Source organism: Bacillus sp. HU-1818 (assembly GCF_022695965.1).
GTDB lineage: Bacteria > Bacillota > Bacilli > Bacillales > Bacillaceae > Bacillus > Bacillus atrophaeus.
In genome coordinates this window covers 358,925-376,533 of record NZ_JAAPBE010000004.1, presented here as the reverse complement: position 1 = coordinate 376,533, position 17,609 = coordinate 358,925, and the positions used below count along the sequence as shown (strand labels likewise).

Annotated in this window: 15 protein-coding genes and 1 pseudogene; 9 read left to right on the top strand and 7 right to left on the bottom strand. The window is 43.8% G+C overall.

The window, feature by feature from the left end; genetic code table 11:
- Positions 1-77 precede the first annotated feature (77 nt).
- From GXP75_RS16830 to trhO, 3 genes are all read left to right on the top strand, one after another.
- Positions 78-1,418, top strand: a complete 1,341-nt coding sequence (locus tag GXP75_RS16830; protein WP_242557345.1) for an erythromycin esterase family protein — start codon at positions 78-80, stop codon at positions 1,416-1,418.
- A 130-nt stretch (positions 1,419-1,548) separates the two neighbouring features.
- Positions 1,549-2,433, top strand: a complete 885-nt coding sequence (locus GXP75_RS16825) for a helix-turn-helix domain-containing protein (protein WP_242557344.1) — start codon at positions 1,549-1,551, stop codon at positions 2,431-2,433.
- Between the two features lie 199 nt (positions 2,434-2,632).
- Complete coding sequence (gene trhO, locus GXP75_RS16820; protein WP_061571011.1) at positions 2,633-3,601, top strand: oxygen-dependent tRNA uridine(34) hydroxylase TrhO; 969 nt, start codon at positions 2,633-2,635, stop codon at positions 3,599-3,601.
- 58 nt (positions 3,602-3,659) lie between these two features.
- Here the strand turns inward: trhO and gltP are convergent, their stop codons facing one another.
- The 3 genes and pseudogenes from gltP to nagB form a co-directional block, all read right to left on the bottom strand.
- A complete protein-coding gene (gltP, locus tag GXP75_RS16815; protein WP_242557343.1) occupies positions 3,660-4,910 on the bottom strand; it encodes a glutamate-aspartate/proton symporter GltP in 1,251 nt (416 codons plus the stop codon).
- A gap of 332 nt (positions 4,911-5,242) precedes the next feature.
- Positions 5,243-5,305, bottom strand: a pseudogene (locus tag GXP75_RS21660) (PTS glucose transporter subunit IIA); the annotation flags it as partial.
- A 24-nt stretch (positions 5,306-5,329) separates the two neighbouring features.
- Positions 5,330-6,085: a glucosamine-6-phosphate deaminase gene (gene nagB, locus GXP75_RS16810; protein WP_242557342.1), complete on the bottom strand. Its 756-nt coding sequence runs from the start codon at positions 6,083-6,085 to the stop codon at positions 5,330-5,332.
- Positions 6,086-6,304: 219 nt separating this feature from the next.
- Here nagB and gamR point away from each other — a divergent pair, with 219 nt between their 5' ends.
- The 3 genes from gamR (at position 6,305) to GXP75_RS16795 (ending at position 8,785) form a co-directional block, all read left to right on the top strand.
- The gene (gene gamR, locus GXP75_RS16805) at positions 6,305-7,012 is read left to right on the top strand and encodes a transcriptional regulator GamR (protein ID WP_242557341.1); all 708 of its coding nucleotides are present in this window, start codon (positions 6,305-6,307) and stop codon (positions 7,010-7,012) included.
- A 157-nt stretch (positions 7,013-7,169) separates the two neighbouring features.
- Positions 7,170-7,445 (top strand): DUF1648 domain-containing protein, encoded by a 276-nt coding sequence (locus GXP75_RS16800; RefSeq protein WP_242557340.1) that lies wholly within the window; start codon positions 7,170-7,172, stop codon positions 7,443-7,445.
- 272 nt (positions 7,446-7,717) lie between these two features.
- Positions 7,718-8,785, top strand: coding sequence for a branched-chain amino acid aminotransferase (locus tag GXP75_RS16795; RefSeq protein WP_242557339.1), 1,068 nt, complete (start codon positions 7,718-7,720; stop codon positions 8,783-8,785).
- Between the two features lie 38 nt (positions 8,786-8,823).
- Here GXP75_RS16795 and mmuP read toward each other — a convergent pair whose 3' ends face one another.
- From mmuP to GXP75_RS16775, 4 genes are all read right to left on the bottom strand, one after another.
- On the bottom strand, positions 8,824-10,236 hold the full coding sequence (gene mmuP / locus GXP75_RS16790) for an S-methylmethionine permease (RefSeq protein WP_242557338.1): 1,413 nt from the start codon (positions 10,234-10,236) through the stop codon (positions 8,824-8,826).
- Between the two features lie 131 nt (positions 10,237-10,367).
- Positions 10,368-11,300, bottom strand: a complete 933-nt coding sequence (gene mmuM / locus GXP75_RS16785) for a homocysteine S-methyltransferase (RefSeq protein ID WP_242557337.1) — start codon at positions 11,298-11,300, stop codon at positions 10,368-10,370.
- Between the two features lie 143 nt (positions 11,301-11,443).
- On the bottom strand, positions 11,444-12,886 hold the full coding sequence (locus GXP75_RS16780) for an alanine/glycine:cation symporter family protein (RefSeq protein ID WP_214917501.1): 1,443 nt from the start codon (positions 12,884-12,886) through the stop codon (positions 11,444-11,446).
- 24 nt (positions 12,887-12,910) lie between these two features.
- Entirely contained in the window at positions 12,911-13,894 is a 984-nt protein-coding gene (locus tag GXP75_RS16775) for a glutaminase (RefSeq protein ID WP_214917499.1), read from the bottom strand.
- A gap of 325 nt (positions 13,895-14,219) precedes the next feature.
- On the opposite strand from GXP75_RS16775, the gene glnK reads away from it, so the two are divergent.
- From glnK to kdgD, 3 genes are all read left to right on the top strand, one after another.
- On the top strand, positions 14,220-15,455 hold the full coding sequence (gene glnK, locus GXP75_RS16770; protein WP_242557384.1) for a two-component system sensor histidine kinase GlnK: 1,236 nt from the start codon (positions 14,220-14,222) through the stop codon (positions 15,453-15,455).
- Positions 15,456-15,463: 8 nt separating this feature from the next.
- Positions 15,464-16,420, top strand: coding sequence for a glutamine utilization two-component system response regulator GlnL (gene glnL / locus GXP75_RS16765; protein ID WP_214917497.1), 957 nt, complete (start codon positions 15,464-15,466; stop codon positions 16,418-16,420).
- 243 nt (positions 16,421-16,663) lie between these two features.
- Positions 16,664-17,590, top strand: coding sequence for a 5-dehydro-4-deoxyglucarate dehydratase (kdgD, locus tag GXP75_RS16760; RefSeq protein ID WP_214917495.1), 927 nt, complete (start codon positions 16,664-16,666; stop codon positions 17,588-17,590).
- The last annotated feature ends 19 nt before the right edge of the window (positions 17,591-17,609 follow it).

The following is a 17,609-nucleotide window of genomic DNA, read 5'->3' as shown; positions in this document are numbered from 1 at the left end:
TTTGGGGAAGGAAACTTTTGTTATATCTATCTCGTAACAAAGAGGAAGATAGATTGATCAAAAAGGAGAGGTTTCAATTGAAAAACACGTTATTGAAAGTGACCATGCTGCTGCTCACTGTTTGTTTGTTGTTCACCCCCTTGACTGCCTCAGTCCAAGCCGCTGCCGGAGAGAAGGATATCAAACATTGGGAGCGATGGATCAAACGAAACGCGCATCCTATAGAAATGTCAGATTCTTCACAGAAAGATTTGCGATTTTTAAAGAACGTTTTAAAAGATAAACGAATTGTTCAACTGGGAGAAACCACACATGGCGCCGCCGAAATGAACCAAACAAAAGTCCGTCTGATCAAATATCTTCATGAACAATTAGGCTATGATGTGATTGCATTTGAATCAGGGTTTTCCGATACAAATGCCTCCTATCGCAATATGGATCAATTATCTGCCAGGGGCCTAATGAAGGATTCTATTTTTGGTGTTTGGCACACTGAAGATGTGCTGGAATTATTTCAATATATCAAAGAACAAAAAGAAAAAGGAGACCCTCTCATTTTGACCGGTTTTGATATTCAAGATATGCCGGGCAAATTCAACAAGTCTGTTCATGATTTGTTTAAAAAAATTGATCCTGTGAAAGCCGAGCAGCTGACTCAAGCGGAGAATCAGTATTTCAAACTTGTTTCCGACAGCAGCACTCTTGAAGAATTTCTTAAGAAAAAAGAAGCGTTGGTTAAGGAATATAGTGAGTTATTAAAGTTTGTTGACAGCCATTCTTCAGCATTTAAAAATCCCCGCCACCCAAAGTCTCTTGATATCGTAAAACATAGCCTCCAATTAAGGATGGAGATCATGGAGACGTATCTTTTACAAGAAATGAGAGAAAAGCTGGAGATATATCCAGAGCCAGACCAGATGGAGAATTTGACTTTCTTTTTGCGCGACAAGATGATGGCGGAGCAATTGGAGTGGGTGGCAGAGGAGTTATATCCTGATAAAAAAATCATGGTATGGGGGCATAACTACCACCTGCGCAAGCAAAACACAAAGGTAATCAAAGACTGGATCCAAACCAATGGTCCCAATATGGGTGATTATTTGCCGGAACGTATCAAAAAGCAAACCTACACCATTGGCATCTATGCGTATTCAGGAGAGAGTTTAGGTAATGACGGCACCATTGCGCCAGTCAATAGCTCGCATCAGCCAACAAGCTTGGAAGCCTTACTCAAAAGTGCCCGGCACCCATACACCTTCGTCGATTTCCTTCATACGAAAAACCGCAAAGGCACATCATGGATTTACACCCCGCGTACGGCTTTGTACTGGGGGAACAATGAAGAAGAGATGATATTAAAGGAGCAGTATGACGGTGTGATTTGGATTGAACATATTTCTCCTTCTGTTATTATCTAGTCCGACATACTAGCAAAGTTTAAAGTCCCTTGTCCAACAACAGGGGATTTTTTTATGATATCCGCAAAAATAATCAAAAAAACATTCTGGCTGTCATTTATTCTAATAAAGAAAGGAGCCGTGAACCTGTATGTATCATGAACAAATCATTCAAAAGACGATCGAGTGGATTGAATCTCATTTACACGAGCAGATATCGGCCGAGAATATAGCGCATGTCGCCGGGTTTTCGAAATACCATTTTCACAGGATTTTTCAATCTGCGGTTGGGATGTCTGTCACTTCTTACATTCAGAGGAGGCGCTTCGCAAACGCAGCGGCTGCCTTGCTGCATACAGACCATCGGATCTTGGATATTGCGCTGCATTACCAATTTGAATCACAAGAAGCATTCACAAGGGCATTTAAGAAAATATATCATCTGCCGCCCGGTAAATATCGAAAAATCATGAAGAGTATCATATCGAAAAAGGGGGAATCATGGATGGAAAGGAAAGTGAAAGGCTGGGTATTAAGCGGAAGCCACCCGTTTCATTATGAAATGGGGGTTGATCATGAAAATGTTCATCAAGGAAAGGCGTCGGGGTATGTAAAGTCTAAAACAGTGCAGGATGCCGATGAATTTGCTACGATGATGCAGCAGTTTAAAGCTGGGCGTTATATAGGAAAAAGAATCAGGCTCTCTGGGTTTATTCAGACGAAACAGGTTCAGCAATTTTCCTCACTTTGGATGAGGGTGGATAGTGCAGCGGGAGATATTCTTCAATTCGACAATATGAGTAATAGGCCGATTACCGGCACAACGAATTGGAATTATTATTCTGTTGTGTTAGATGTTCCGGAAAATAGCGCTGTGATTTCATTTGGCGTTTTATTATCCGGCCCTGGCCAGATTTGGATTGATCAAGTGTCTTTTGAAGAAGTGGCTGAACATGTACCGTCGACGAACATGGAAATGGCTTCTGAACTTTTGGAAGAACCCGTGAATTTATCGTTTGAAGAAGAGATGGAGTAAGAGAAACAGCAAATCGACCTATTAGTAAATTAATGGGAAAAATCATATGAAAATGGTCAAAATCCTTTTCTGCCCCCATGTATCAGCCATTCTGCGTAAAAATAGAGCGTGGGCTGATATGTTCAACTTTATGGTGTTTTCCTGTATGATATAGTAGAGTATGCAAAGAACTTAATTATAATTGAACAGGGTGTTTGAAATGGAAAATCAATACAGAGTATTACTTTATTATAAATATGTTCCGATAGAAGAGCCGGAGGAATTTACGGCTCAGCATTTGTCGTTTTGTAAAGAACTTGGTTTGTTAGGCCGTATCCTTATTTCAGCAGAAGGGATTAACGGCACAGTCTCCGGCACGTTCGAACAAACTGAGCAATATATGCAGGCGCTGAAAGCGGACCCGCGGTTTGCTGATATGCCGTTTAAAATTGATGAAGCCAGCGGCCACGCGTTCAAAAAAATGCATGTCCGCCATCGGGATGAGCTTGTCAGCCTTCGTTTGGAAGATGACGTTGACCCGAATGAGATCACAGGCAAACATTTGAGCCCGCCGGAATTCTTTGAGCAAATGCAGTCAGATGATACGGTTGTCATTGATGCCCGTAATGACTATGAGTATGACTTAGGTCATTTTAGAGGAGCCATCAGACCGGATATTGAAGCCTTCCGCGAATTGCCGGATTGGATTCAAGACAACAAAGAAGTCCTCGAAGGCAAAAAAATTCTGACCTACTGCACAGGCGGAGTCCGCTGTGAAAAGTTTTCTGGCTGGTTAATGAAAGAGGGCTACGAGGATGTGTCCCAGCTTGACGGCGGAATCGTCACGTACGGGAAGCACCCTGAAGTACAAGGGAAGCTATGGGACGGTCAATGCTACGTCTTTGATGAAAGAATCAGCGTGCCCGTCAACCGTGTGGAGCATGTGATCGTGGGGAAAGACTGCTTTACGGGTGAGCCGTGCGAACGGTATGTAAACTGCGCTAACCCGTCATGCAATAAGAAAATGATCTGCACACCGGAAAATGAATACAAATATATGCGCAGCTGCAGCCACGAATGCCGCACAAATCCGCGAAACTTATATGTGAAAGAACACGGCATGACTGCCGAAGAAATCAACGCCAGACTGGCAGCGATTGAAACGGAAGATCAGGCGTCTGCTGAATAAAATATATGTTAAAACCTCTGAGACATGGTTGTCTCAGAGGTTTTTTTATACGTTCGTATCAGAGACTTTCTGTTTGTCCGTAATCTTTTGGCGGTGTCCAATCCTTTTCGCGGAAGACTTTTTCCCATTTAGAGACAACGATGCAGGCTACCGCGTGTCCAGGTACGTTGACACCGGTTCGGGCCATATCCATGATACGGTCTACACCCGCAATGATGGCGACGCCTTCAGCCGGCAGCCCGACGGCGTTGGCTGTGGCCAAAAGAACAACAAGTGAGCCTGAAGGCACGGCTGCGATGCCTTTACTTGTCATAACAAGCACAAGCATCATAAGCAGCTGCTCTGAGACGGACATATCCACATTGAAAGCTTGAGCCAGAAATATACAGGAAACTGATAGATATAAACTGGAACCGTCACAGTTTAAAGACAATCCTGATGGAACCACAAATGAAACCACTCTTTTCGGGCATCCGTACTTCTCCATCCGATCCATGAGCTGCGGCAAGATCGTTTCCGTACTGGTGGTGGAGAAGGCTATGAGAAACAGATCCCAGATCATTTTCAGCACTTCAAAATATTTGATTTTAAAGATGAGACCGACAAGCGGGAATAACACAAAGAGGATAATGAACAGGCCGAGAAAAACCGTACCGACCAATTTTAGCATTGGAATTAAAAGCTCGATTCCGAATTGGCCTACAGAAGCGGCCATGAGGGCAAGCACACCGATCGGCGCTGTGACCATAACGATTTGAGTCAGCTTAAACATAATTTGCGCCGTGGCTTCAAAAAAATTCATCACGGGTTCAGAGGCTTTTCCGATCCCGGCAGCCGCCACACCGAATAATATCGCAAAGAAAATGACTGCCAGCAAATCATTTCTCGCCATGACATCAATAATGTTAGTGGGGATGATGTCGAGGACCATTTGTTTAAAATCAATGACTTTTTCAGTATAGCCAGACAGTTCTCCGATATCTTTTTTCGCCAGATGAGAGAGATCAAGTCCGACACCGGGTTTTAATACGTTGGCCAAAACAAGTCCGAGACCTAACACGATGGTGGTAATGACTTCGAACCAGATAATCGTTTTCACACCGAGACTGCCCATTTTTTTCATGCTTCCGCTTCCAGCAGCCCCTATAACGATCGTAGAAAATACAATCGGCACTACAATCATTTTAATCAGGCGGATAAAACCGTCTCCGATCGGCCTTAACGCCATACCGAAATCAGGAAAAAAGTGTCCGATAACTGCTCCGATAGCCAACGCGATTAAAATCTGAAAAGCAATAAATTTTTTCAAAGCAATCCCCCTCATATAAACTGGTGTTAACTTCCATAGTAGGGACATTCGTTATTTGATTGAAATCACCTCCTTAATTGTTTAAAGTTGTGTAATTTTTCTGACAAGTCGAAAGGATTTTACTATTTTATTTTGATAACGCTTACATTATGATAGGGAATACAGAGGAACCAAAAAATCCCCCGTTTACAGGGGGATTAGTTCATGCGTATACGCTTCATCTCTTCTTCGGTTCTATTCGGATAGATCATCGGTGTAACCGCCTGAAGCCGCGTGTTCTTTTATATCATTCAAATCGAACGTTAAAAGCCGCTGTTTTTGAATTTTTGTCAGGCGACTGGCGTCATTAATGCCCGGCCAAGCTGCTGTAAGATTTGGAATGCTTTTTTAAACACGGAAGTCTCCTTTTCTACATGAAGTTATGATGTGCGGTATAAAGATTGATTCTTTAATTTTTGCCCTGCTTTTTTATCGACGATAACGGTTACATTTTGATGCATTTGCAGAATGGAGGCCGGCATGTCCGGAGTGACGGGGCCTTCAGCCATTTGCTGAATCGCGTCCGCTTTCTCTTCACCGTTTGCTAATAAGACAATGTGCTTGCTGAATTCCATAATCGTTTTGATACCCATTGAAATCGCGAGTCTGGGAACGAGCGCAGTATCGCCAAAAAATCTTGCATTTGCTTGGATTGTGCTTTCTGACAGCCGGACTACTCGTGTTCTGGCTTCCGGATCAGAACCTGGTTCGTTAAAGCCGATATGGCCATTAGAGCCGATCCCGAGAATTTGAAGATCAATCCCTCCTGAGCAGCGGATGAGATCCTCATACTGCTTGCACTCAGCTTCAAGATGAGGGTGATCCCCTTGAGGAATGTGAATGTTGTCCGAGTGTATATTGACGTGCTGAAAAAAATGATCTTTCATAAATTTGTTATAACTTTCAGGATGCGAGCGAGAGAGCCCGACATATTCATCCAAATTAAATGTAGTAACATTTGAAAAATCAACATCCCCGGATTGATAATCCAGAATGAGCTTTTTGTACAAGCCGATCGGCGTGCTGCCGGTTGCCAGTCCGAGAACCGCCGCCTCTTGTGTTCGAACGCACTTCTTTACAATGTCAGCGCTTACTTTACAAAGATTATCATAGTGATCTGCAATGATAATATTCATGTGGCACCTCCTATTTTGATATAGAAAAATATAAAATTTGTATTAGAAAATTGAATATTTGTTACTACGAATTTAGCACCTTAAACAGGGAATTGTCAATATCATTTTCAGAATACTTGTTATGAAAGGATAATACCAATCTTTTATAAATCATTTGTAAATGATATTATGGGGACAACCATATAAGATCGTTATGTATTCAGGATAGGGAGGAACGCTATGACGGCTCTATATTCAGTTATCAAGTTTAAAATCATTGAATTGATCAAGTCAGGCAAATACCAGGCAAATGATCAGCTGCCGACAGAAAGTGAGTTTTGCGAGCAATATGATGTCAGCAGAACCACTGTGAGACTGGCTTTACAGCAGCTGGAGCTGGAGGGGTATATTAAGAGAATCCAAGGAAAAGGAACATTTGTGTCAGCGGCAAAAATCCAAGCGCCGATTCCGCATAAGATCACGAGTTTTGCAGAACAAATGAGAGGGCTTCGTTCAGAGTCAAAGGTGCTTGAACTTGTTGTGATACCCGCTGATCACTCCATCGCGGAGCTTCTGAAAGTGGAGGTAAATGATCCCGTTAACAAACTGGTCAGAGTAAGATATGCGGAAGATGAGCCTTTGCAATATCACACGTCGTATATACCGTGGAAAGCCGCTCCGGGATTGGGTCAGGAAGAATGCACGGGATCGCTGTTTGCTTTGCTGAGGACAAAATACAATATACAAATCAGCCGCGGCACGGAGTCTATTGAACCGATTTTAACGGATGAAACGATCAGCGGCCATCTATTAACCAACGTTGGAACACCGGCATTTTTATCAGAGTCCCTTACATATGATGAAAATGAGGAAGTCGTGGAATACGCCCAAATTATCACAAGGGGCGACCGGACCAAATTTATGGTGGAACAAACGTATCGTTTATAATATTCAGAAGAAAGAAACCGCTTATTAAGTGCCGGTGCTCGACAGATTTTTAATCGTTTAACTCCCTTTAGTATGTGATTCGTATTTAAAGCAAGTTTTAAAAGCGGATAAGTAAAACAACGAGCGGTATGAATCTTTAAAACGAAGAGGTGTGCGTATGTTTTTAATGAATAGTAGAGTGCTGTGGGGATCGGTTGTTATTGCTTTTATCTTGTCGATTGCTTTTTATCCGTATCTTCCGGCTGATATGCCCATTCATTATGATGTAACTATTCAACCGGATATGTTGATAAATAAGATAATAGGTGTCTTGGTTCTGCCCGTTCTTATGATTGTTTTTATGTTTCTAAGAAACACGGCTGCCCGGCTTTGCTATGTGGTGTATGTTTTGCTAATCCTTCATATTGTTGTTTTGTGGTTAGCGTTACGTTAATGAAATAGCCGGAGGGAGCCCGGCTGTTTTTTCTTTATTCTTTTCCCTAATCACCCTTCATCTTACAAATCATGTATTGTATAATGAACAAATATCATACTGAATATTGTGAAAATACTTTGTTGCAATCCAGTATAAGATCATCTTCTCGGTTGAGAGTAAGTGAAACTGCCGGGTGATAAAGCAGCCTGTTGATAGGAGAGGCGGTCAGGATCTGTTAATCTAAATTAACAGAAAATTTAAACAACTACGAATGGAAAGGTGTGCGTATCGTGAATAAGCTTATTGAAAGAGTTAAGGTGACTGAAAGAAAAGAAAAACCGGACCCATCCTCACTTGGATTCGGGCAATATTTCACTGATTATATGTTTGTGATGGATTATGAGGAAGGGAAAGGATGGCATCGTCCTAGGATCGCTCCGTATGAGCCAGTCACGTTAGCCCCGTCTGCTTCTGTTTTTCATTACGGCCAGGCGGTTTTTGAAGGGCTAAAGGCTTATAGAGCGGCGGATGACCGGATTTTGCTGTTTCGTCCCGATCAAAATATAAAAAGATTAAACAGATCATGCCGGCGAATGAGTATGCCTTCTTTGGATGAGGACGTCGTGCTGGAGGCGCTGATTCAGTTAATTGATTTGGAAAAAGAATGGGTGCCGAGGGAAAGGGGAACGTCTCTATATATTCGGCCTTTTGTTATTGCGACAGAACCATGTTTAGGCGTCAAGCCTTCAAAGAGTTATACATTTATGATCGTGCTGTCTCCTGTCGGCTCATATTATTCATCCCAATTAGAGCCGGCTAAGATTTATGTGGAAGATGAGTACGTCAGAGCAGTAAACGGCGGAGTGGGCAATGCCAAAACTTCCGGAAATTACGCCGCCAGCTTGCAGGCCCAGCAAAAAGCGAACGAATTAGGATGCGATCAGGTATTGTGGCTGGACGCTATTGAAAAGAAATACGTGGAAGAAGTAGGGAGCATGAACATCTTTTTTGTTATCAACGGGGAGGTTGTCACCCCGGCGTTAAACGGGAGCATTTTGAGCGGGATCACACGCGCTTCCGTTATTGATCTGTTGCGAAGCTGGAATATTCCTGTCAGAGAAGAGCGGGTCTCAATAGAAGAGATTTACGATGCATCGGTTCGGGGAGACATAACAGAGATTTTTGGAACGGGAACGGCTGCTGTTATTACACCTGTCGGGGAATTGAATTGGCATGGGAAGAAGCTTTCGATTAATGACGGCCAGATCGGAAGAATCGCAGAAAAACTGTATCAGACCCTCACCGGTATCCAGCTTGGAAAAGAGCAAGACGCATTTCATTGGGTAGTGGAAGTATGATGAAAAAAGAAGAACCTGCACGGCACAGGTTCTTCTTTTTATGTTGAATGAGTCACTTTGGCAGCTGAACGGCTTTTTCGGTTCTTCGCGTAATAAATTGCATAACACAAGGCCATAAACGGCACACCGCAATATAAGGCAATTCTTTGATTCGGATCAAACGCGATGCCGATGCAGGACGTGAGACATAATAGGAACGCGGCGATCGGTACAGCGGGATAACAAGGAGTCCGGTATTTTAAATCAGTGACTTTGTTGCCTTCTTCCAAAAAACGTTTTCTGAACATGAATTGGGATGCGGCAATGCCCATCCAGACCACAACGACCGCAAACCCTGAGATGGATACTAGGACCAGGTAGACAGTGCCGGGTGCGAACACGCTGGAAAATAATGATAAAATACCGCCGATCATACTGAAGATCAAAGCGTTAAACGGAATTCCTTTGGAGGTGAGCTTCGCAAAGGAAGGGTGCAGTGTTTTCTCTTTAGATAGTGACCACAGCATACGTGATGAAGCGTACAGCCCGGAATTGGCGGCGGAAAGCAGCGCGGTCAAAATCACGATATTCATGATATCAGCGGCATAGGGGACGCCGACTCTGTCAAAGACGACAACAAACGGGCTTTGGATGACGCCCGCTTCTTTAATGGGAATCATTCCTGAAAGAACAAATATCGTCCCGACAAAGAAAAGCGCGAGCCGCCAAACAGTTGTTTTAATGGCTTTCGGTATGTTTTTTTCAGGATCAACGCTTTCTCCGGCGGCAATGCCGATCAGCTCCGTGCCTGAAAATGCAAAATTGACGGAGAGCATGGTCATAAAAATTGGAAGAAGACCATGCGGAAAGAGTCCACCCTCTCCCATGAAATTTGAAAGCATCGGCGCGGATTCTGAATTTTTGATCGGAATGATGCCAAACATCGCCGCTCCGCCTAAAATGATAAATAATAAAATGGCTAACACCTTAATGCTTGAAAACCAAAATTCAGATTCAGCAAAAAATTTCACAGAAAACGCATTTAATAAAAAGATCAACAGGGCGAAAACAGCGCTCCACATCCAGACTGAGGTATGGGGGAACCATCGCTGCATCAGTAACCCGGAGGCGGTGAACTCAGAGCCTAATGCCACGGTCCATGTCAGCCAGTACAGCCATGCGACAGTGAACCCCGTTCCGGGTCCTATGTATTTCGCTGCGTAAGTATGGAATGCGCCTGTAACCGGCATGGCAACGGATAATTCTCCAAGGCACAGCATCACAAGATATACGATTCCGGCACCGACTAAATATGCGAGGATGGTTCCCGCGGGGCCAGCTTGATGAATCGTATAGCCGGAACTTAAGAAAAGCCCGGTGCCAATGACGCCTCCCAGTGACAGCATAAAGAGATGTCTGCTTTTCATACTTCTCTGAAAGTTTGTCTCATTCTTGTTGTTAGCGGATTTCATCTTTTTCCAACTTTCTTTAGAACGATTTTTATACCTATCTAATAAAAAATCTCATGTCAGGTGACACGAGACTTCGGTGAAACAACTTTTAGCATAGAATATACAAACTATTCCGATAAGTCAAGCGGATTTTAAGACCTCGCCCAGTCAGCAATGGCTTTGATGTCCTCAGGAGTCGTTCTGCAGCAGCCTCCGATGAGCTGTGCGCCGCACTTGTGCCAGTTTCGGGCGCTTTTTTCGTATGGCTCTGCACATGCCGCACCGTTCCATGTTTTGGTGTCCGGATCGTAATGCTCGCCCGAATTCGGATAGACGATGATCGGTTTCGCTGTATTCTTTTTCCATTCTTTGATTAATGAAGGAATGTATTGGATCGGGGTGCAGTTGATACCCGCTGCTGCCACTTGGCCGTGCTGATCGATCCATTTTGCACATTCGGCAACCGGGGTTCCGTCGCTGATATGCTCCTCGTCTTTTGCGCTGAAGCTGATCCAGGCATACGTTCCGGGACATTCCTGCAGCAGCCTGACAATGGCTTTTGCTTCTGAGAGGCATGGAATGGTTTCACAAGCCAAAATATCAGCTCCGGCTTCAATAAGGGCTTTCATCCTCGGCCGATGAAAATCCATCAGTTCATCCTCTGTCAGCTGGTAATCTCCGCGATATTCGGAGCCGTCAGCAAGAAAGGCGCCATAAGGGCCGACCGACGCGGCGACAATAGGCTTCGGCCGGTCTGAACTTTTGTGTTGTTCCCAAAACTCGTCCCTTGCTTCCGCCGCGATATGGACAGACTTCTGAATAAGCCGCAATGCCTCCGCTCTGCTTAGCCCGCGTGCTGCAAAGCCTTCAATCGTGGACTGATAACTGGCGGTAATCGCGCAGTCCGCCCCAGCCGCGAAATAATCGGTATGAACCTGTTTAATAAGATTGGGCTGCTCCATCAGGATTTTTGCAGACCAGAGGCTGTCATTCAAGTCACAGCCATTGCGTTCAAGCTCAGTAGCCATTGCGCCGTCTAATATGAGCATGGGAAATGTATCTAAAATGTGTGTAATAGGATTCATGGTATGCACCTGAACGCTTCCTTTCTGATTTTTTAAAAATATATGAAAATGGTAATGGACAGCTTCTTATTTGTCAATGAAGGTTTTCATCCCATTAAAGTAATAAAAGGTGTTCAGATTGGTCATATCTGAACACCTTTATATTATGATATGTGTTTATTTTTTGGATCTATTATAGCTTCAGAGTGCTCCCAGCATTCAATGCCGTCATGGTCTTTCAGCACATTTTTATAGAACACGGGATCTTTTCCTGCTTTTTTCTGACGCATATAGTCATGCAATGCAGCAAAAACAACTTTTGATAATAAGAAAATGGCAATTAAATTCACAACCACCATCAAGCCCATAAATAAATCAGCCAAATCCCAGACTAGCTGGACTTTCGAAACACAACCGAATACGACCATTGCCAGTACACCTATTCGATAGATAAATAACCATATTTTATTATTATTTTTGTTTAAAAACCCAATATTGGTTTCTCCGTAATAGTAGTTTCCGATTAACGCACAGAATCCAAATAATAATATCAGGATGGCAAGGAACCCTGATGCCCACGGCCCGATGTGCGAGCTAAGGGCGGCTTGGGTCAATGCGATTCCGCTTAGTCCCGGCTGGTGATAAGCGTCGGAAAACAAAATGATGAAAGCGGTGCTTGTACAAATGATTAACGTATCTGTCAGAACACCGAATGCCTGAATCAGGCCCTGTTTTACAGGGTGGCTTGTTGTTGCGGTTGCGGCTGCATTCGGCGCGCTTCCCATCCCTGCTTCATTTGAAAATATCCCGCGTCTGACACCTTGCATTAACGCAGCGCCCAAAGCGCCGCCTGCCGCCTGTTCAAACCCAAACGCATTTTTCACGATCAGTGACAGCACTCCGGGCAGTTGTGTAATGTTTGTGAGAATAACGAAGAAAGCTACTCCGATATATAACACGGCTAACACAACAACGATATATTCAGATAGTTTTGCAATCCGTTTGATACCGCCAAAAATAATAGCGCCGAAGACAATGATTAAGATGATTCCCAAGGTGAGGCGGTCCGTTCCGAACGCGTTTTCAAATGCAATACTGATCGTATTGGATTGGACCGAGTTAAATACGATACCGAACGATAAGGTGATTAAAATAGCGAACAGTGCGCCCATCCATCGTTTTTTCAGCCCTTTTTCCATATAGTAAGCCGGGCCGCCGCGGAAACCGTTTTGATCCTTCACTTTATACACTTGCGCCAGCGTACTTTCAACAAAGCTTGAAGCCGAACCAATGACCGCAATGATCCACATCCAGAAGATGGCGCCGGGTCCGCCCAAAGCAATCGCAATGGCAATTCCCGTGATATTTCCTGTTCCGACACGGGCCGCCATGCTGATACAAAACGCTTGGAATGGAGAAATATCGGTTTTAGACCGAGCCGCCGCGCCTTCTTTTAAAACGCGGACCATTTCTTTCAGCATACGGACTTGTAAGAATTTCAGCCTGAACGTAAAGTACAGTCCTAAGGAAAGAAGCAATACAATTAAAAGTTTCGACCAAAGAAAATCATTTGTTGACCCAATGAATTCTTGAAGAATTTGCTGCATCCTATCACCTCTTGTTTTGATTTTTTAAAAAATGCTGAGCTCCCACTCTTGTGCGATATGCTTCAGCAGCATTCCGCCTGTCAGGCTGTTTCCGTACTCATCAATGGCCGGACCGTAAATGCCGATCCCGCAGCCATTTTGAAAGGGCTGCTCTCTTCTCGCGCTTGGGGGAACCAAGGCCATGATTCCGCCGGATACACCGCTTTTGGCGGGCACGCCGACAAATGCCGCATATTTGCCTGAGGCATTATACATGCCGCATGTCAGCATTAATGCCTTGGCCAGTTTTGCCACGTCTTTCGGAATTACTTGCTGTTGCCGGATCGGGTGATAGCCGTCATGGGCGAGGATCAATCCGATCAAGGCGATGTCTTCCGTAGTGCCTTCCATGGCGCATTGTTTAAGGTACACCTCTAATGTCTCTTCAACCTCTGCTTCCAAAAAGTTTGTTTCTTTTAAATAGTAGGCAAGCGCCCTGTTTCGATGGGCGGTTTCCCACTCAGACCGGAAGACTTCTTCATGAATTCCGGGCCGTTTGCCTATCATTCTCTCGATAATGGAGTAAAGATACTCTAATTTATCGTGTGCCGATTCTCCGGGAAGAAGAGAGGCGATGGTAATGGCGCCTGCGTTGATCATAGGATTAAATGGTTTTCCCGGCTTGTGCATTTCCAGCCGGATGATGGAATTAAACGCATCACCGGTCGGCTCAACGTCAACACGATCGAGCACATAGGAAATACCGCGGCTCATACATGCTGCGATAAAGCTGATCACTTTTGAGATGCTTTGCAGCGTGAAAGGGACTTTCCAATCGCCGGCATGTATCATCTTTCCGTCGGGCTCTGTTATACAAATGCCGAGCTGTGAGTCATTGATTTTTCCTAAAGCGGGGATATAATTCGCGCTTCGGCCATTGGCGGCAAAGGGGCGGTAATGGTTTACCCAGTCATTTAGAAGTGCAGCCCAATCCGTTGTTTCAGGGCGCTCCTTTACGAGTTCTTTCATAAAATTCCTCCTAGCTATTATGTGTTCGTTAATATGAGGGAAGCAGATCAAAATGTGAGAGAAGCAGCAGCGGAAGGGTGTTAAACGTTTTCATGAAATGGAAAAGGTATATTTACTGTATAATGACAACTACAGAATCATACAAAATACGACAAAAACATTTTTAAAATAAGCCGATGGATTTATAAAAAGGAGGTCCGTGCTTCCATACTGGGTCAAAAGAGATTTGCAGGTATTCAGTTAACTATCCAAAATAAAAAAGGAGGAAGTGATCACGATAAAACTTGAGTATTTTCTGAAAAAAGACGGTTATATTTTGGCTCTCATGCTGATTACCGTGCCGCTTGCCGGCGAACTGAAATTTTATCCACTGAATGAAGAATTCCGAATCAGCTTCGGCGCACCGGCTTTTTTCTTTTTCTTATTACTGTTAAGACATGTGCCGGCGGTGTTGCCGGGGCTTTTGACAGGAACAGCGGTTGTCGCCTTTCGTGTGTTCCTTGAATTATACGGCGGGGAACATGCCGAATTGATTTCCGTTTTGAGTGAACAATCGTCCAGCTTTTTCTTTTACCTTACATATGCATGTTTGTTTTATTTCTTAAAGGTAAAGCGTTTTCGTGATCGGCCGTTTATGCTTGGTTTTATTGGGTTTATGATCGAAATTGCATCTGATTGCATCGAGCTGGCCGTGCAATTTTTCATCTATCGGACGGTTGTGACACCGGAAAAAATAACAGATATTGCGGTGATCTCCATTTCCCACACGTTTATCGTTCTTAGCTTTTTTAATGTGATGAAGCTGTATGAGGCGCAATCAAGGGAAAAGCAAACCCGAAGACAAAATGAGCACATGCTGATGATCGTATCGAATTTATACGAGGAAACGGTTCAATTGAAAAAAACGCTGAAAACGACAGAACACGTGACGAACGAATCGTACCAGCTGTACCGGGAATTGACTGGGAAAGATGAGCTGCTCAGCAGCAGAATCTTAAGGCTGGCCGGTGAGATTCATGAAGTGAAAAAAGACAATCAGAGAATATTTGCCGGTCTATCAAAACTGATTTCAAATGAAAGTCTCAGAGATTATATGAATGCCGCCGATTTAATTCAGCTTGTCATTCGAATGAATGAAAAGTATGCGGAATCTTTGGGAAAAGATATTGCGTTTCACTATTCGATAGAGGGAAAGCATACCGATTATCATGTATTTATCATTCTTTCTATTATTAATAACTTGACGGCTAATGCGGTTGAAGCAATGGGGGGCAAGGGAATGGTCGTCCTTAGGCTTCGTGAGCTTGAAGGAGGTATGGTAGAATTTCAGGTGGAAGACAATGGTCCCGGCATTCCTGAGAAAATCGGAGAGATTGTATTTGATCCCGGGTTTACCTCAAAATATGACGAATTTGGCACTCCCTCGACAGGAATCGGACTCTCATATGTAAAGGAAATCGTGACAGAGCTTGACGGAGACATCAGGTTTCAAAACAAGCAAAACGGTGGTGTGGTTTTTACCATCAGGCTGCCGGCCCGGCATTTGATTCAGAAAGGGTGATTCCATATATGCGTTTTTTTATAGCGGATGATGACCGTGCGGTTCGTTCCATCCTGAGACAGATCATAGAAGATGAAGATTTGGGAGAAGTGGCGGGTGAGGCAGAGGACGGATGCCAAGTGGAAGGGCATACGCTGCATTTTAAAAAGGTCGATATTTTGTTAATTGATTTATTAATGCCTGTACGCGACGGCATTGAGACGATACGCCATCTTAAAGACTCCTACTCTGGAAAAATGGTGATGATTTCGCAAGTGGAAGCAAAGGAAATGGTAGGAGAAGCATATTCTCTCGGGATTGAATATTTTATCCATAAGCCCATTAACCGTATTGAAATGATAAGCGTTCTGCGAAAGGTGAGAGAACGGGTGGAATTGGAACGCTCAATTGGAGATATTCAAAACTCCTTAAGCCGGCTGGTCAATCGGAATGAACCTGCAAATGCCCGCCCTCAAAATAAAAATGGCAAAAGCGTAAAAGAAACCGGAACCTTTCTTCTATCAGAGCTGGGCATTATGGGAGAAAGCGGAGCACACGACTTAATGGCGATTCTTCAGTATTTATTTGAGTATGAACAAGCCGCGCCTTTTGAAAAAAACATGCCGTCTTTAAAACAGATCTTCACAAATGTCGCAGAACGAAAACTCGGGGCGGCGGCATCACAGGCTGATATTAATCGGGAAACGAAAGCTTCGGAACAACGTATACGCAGAGCCATTATCCATTCGTTACACCATTTTGCCTCGTTAGGCACAACAGATTTTTCAAATCCTAAGTTTGAAAACTACGCATCGAAATTCTTTGATTTTCCGGTCGTCAGCCTGAAAATGAAAGAAATGCAATCCAATGATAAAAGACCTGTCGCACCTGCAAGAGTGAATACAAAAAAATTCATTCACGTGTTCTTTTTGGAAGCAAAGTATTTGTGTGAGAATTTCAGAAACGGAAGAGAAAGAAGGATGTAAACACTGGCAGCCGGTCTCGATCGGCTGTCTTTTTTTGTGCTGAATATTCCTTGGAGCACAGAATTCCCCTGATCTTTTCCCCACAAAGACAAAGAAATCTGAAAATAAAGATATTGACATATTGTTTATTTGTCTTACAATAAAACAAAAGACTGAAGGGAAAGGAGAGAGTTTCAGAGGTTTGTTTATAAAGCGCTTTCATATTTCTGAAGCAAATCACCACAAACTATAGGGGGTTATATGATGAGCCGTATAAGGAAAGCACCAACAGGAATTTTAGGTTTTCCAGTTGCTCCTTTTAACACGCAAGGCAAATTAGAGGAGGAAGCCCTTTTTCAAAATATCGAGTTTTTGTTAGAAGAGGGCTTGGAGGCGATTTTTATCGCTTGCGGATCTGGTGAATTTCAATCACTCAGTCAGAAAGAATATGAGCAAATGGTGGAAGTCGCGGTTTCGGCAGCCGGCGGAAAGGTCCCCGTATACACAGGAGTGGGAGGCAATCTCAGTACAGCGCTGGATTGGACGGAAATATCTCAGAAAAAAGGCGCGGACGGTTATTTGATTCTGCCTCCTTACCTGGTGCATGGCGAGCAGGAAGGCTTATACCAATATGTGAAGACGATTATTGAAAGCACGGACCTTAACGCTATTCTCTATCAGCGTGATAACGCGGTGCTTTCTCTCCGGCAGGTCGAACGTCTGACGGAGCTTGAACAGCTTGTGGGCGTGAAGGACGGTCTGGGGAACATGGATTTGAATATTAATCTCGCTTATACGATAGGAGACCGTTTAGGTTGGCTCAACGGGATGCCGATGGCTGAAGTGACGATGCCGGCTTATATGCCGATCGGCTTTCACTCTTACTCTTCAGCAATCTCCAATTATATTCCGCACATTTCAAGAATGTTTTTTGAAGCCTTAAAAAACGGAGACCAGCAATTGGTGAAGGAACTTTATCAGCATGTAATCCTGCCTATCAACGATATTCGAAAACAAAGAAATGGATACGCTGTCTCTTTGATTAAAGCCGGTATGGAGATCATGGGGATGAATGTAAGAAATACAGCCAGACCGCCAGTCGGACCGGTAGAAAAAGAGCATTATCAACAATTAGAAACAATTTTAAAACGGGCGGCAGACCGATTTCCCAAAAAAGCCGCAACGGTGTGACGATCAATTTCAAAACAGG

Bases quoted from the DNA above. Each gene is read 5' to 3' on its own strand.
- GXP75_RS16775 (WP_214917499.1), bottom strand. From the start codon at position 13,894: ATGAAAGAACTCGTAAAGGAGCGCCCTGAAACAACGGATTGGGCTGCA.
- mmuM (WP_242557337.1), bottom strand. From the start codon at position 11,300: ATGAATCCTATTACACACATTTTAGATACATTTCCCATGCTCATATTA.
- trhO (WP_061571011.1), top strand. From the start codon at position 2,633: ATGGAAAATCAATACAGAGTATTACTTTATTATAAATATGTTCCGATA.
- glnK (WP_242557384.1), top strand. From the start codon at position 14,220: ATGCTGATTACCGTGCCGCTTGCCGGCGAACTGAAATTTTATCCACTG.
- mmuP (WP_242557338.1), bottom strand. From the start codon at position 10,236: ATGAAATCCGCTAACAACAAGAATGAGACAAACTTTCAGAGAAGTATG.
- nagB (WP_242557342.1), bottom strand. From the start codon at position 6,085: ATGAATATTATCATTGCAGATCACTATGATAATCTTTGTAAAGTAAGC.
- gamR (WP_242557341.1), top strand. From the start codon at position 6,305: ATGACGGCTCTATATTCAGTTATCAAGTTTAAAATCATTGAATTGATC.
- glnL (WP_214917497.1), top strand. From the start codon at position 15,464: ATGCGTTTTTTTATAGCGGATGATGACCGTGCGGTTCGTTCCATCCTG.
- GXP75_RS16825 (WP_242557344.1), top strand. From the start codon at position 1,549: ATGTATCATGAACAAATCATTCAAAAGACGATCGAGTGGATTGAATCT.
- kdgD (WP_214917495.1), top strand. From the start codon at position 16,664: ATGAGCCGTATAAGGAAAGCACCAACAGGAATTTTAGGTTTTCCAGTT.
- GXP75_RS16800 (WP_242557340.1), top strand. From the start codon at position 7,170: ATGTTTTTAATGAATAGTAGAGTGCTGTGGGGATCGGTTGTTATTGCT.
- GXP75_RS16780 (WP_214917501.1), bottom strand. From the start codon at position 12,886: ATGCAGCAAATTCTTCAAGAATTCATTGGGTCAACAAATGATTTTCTT.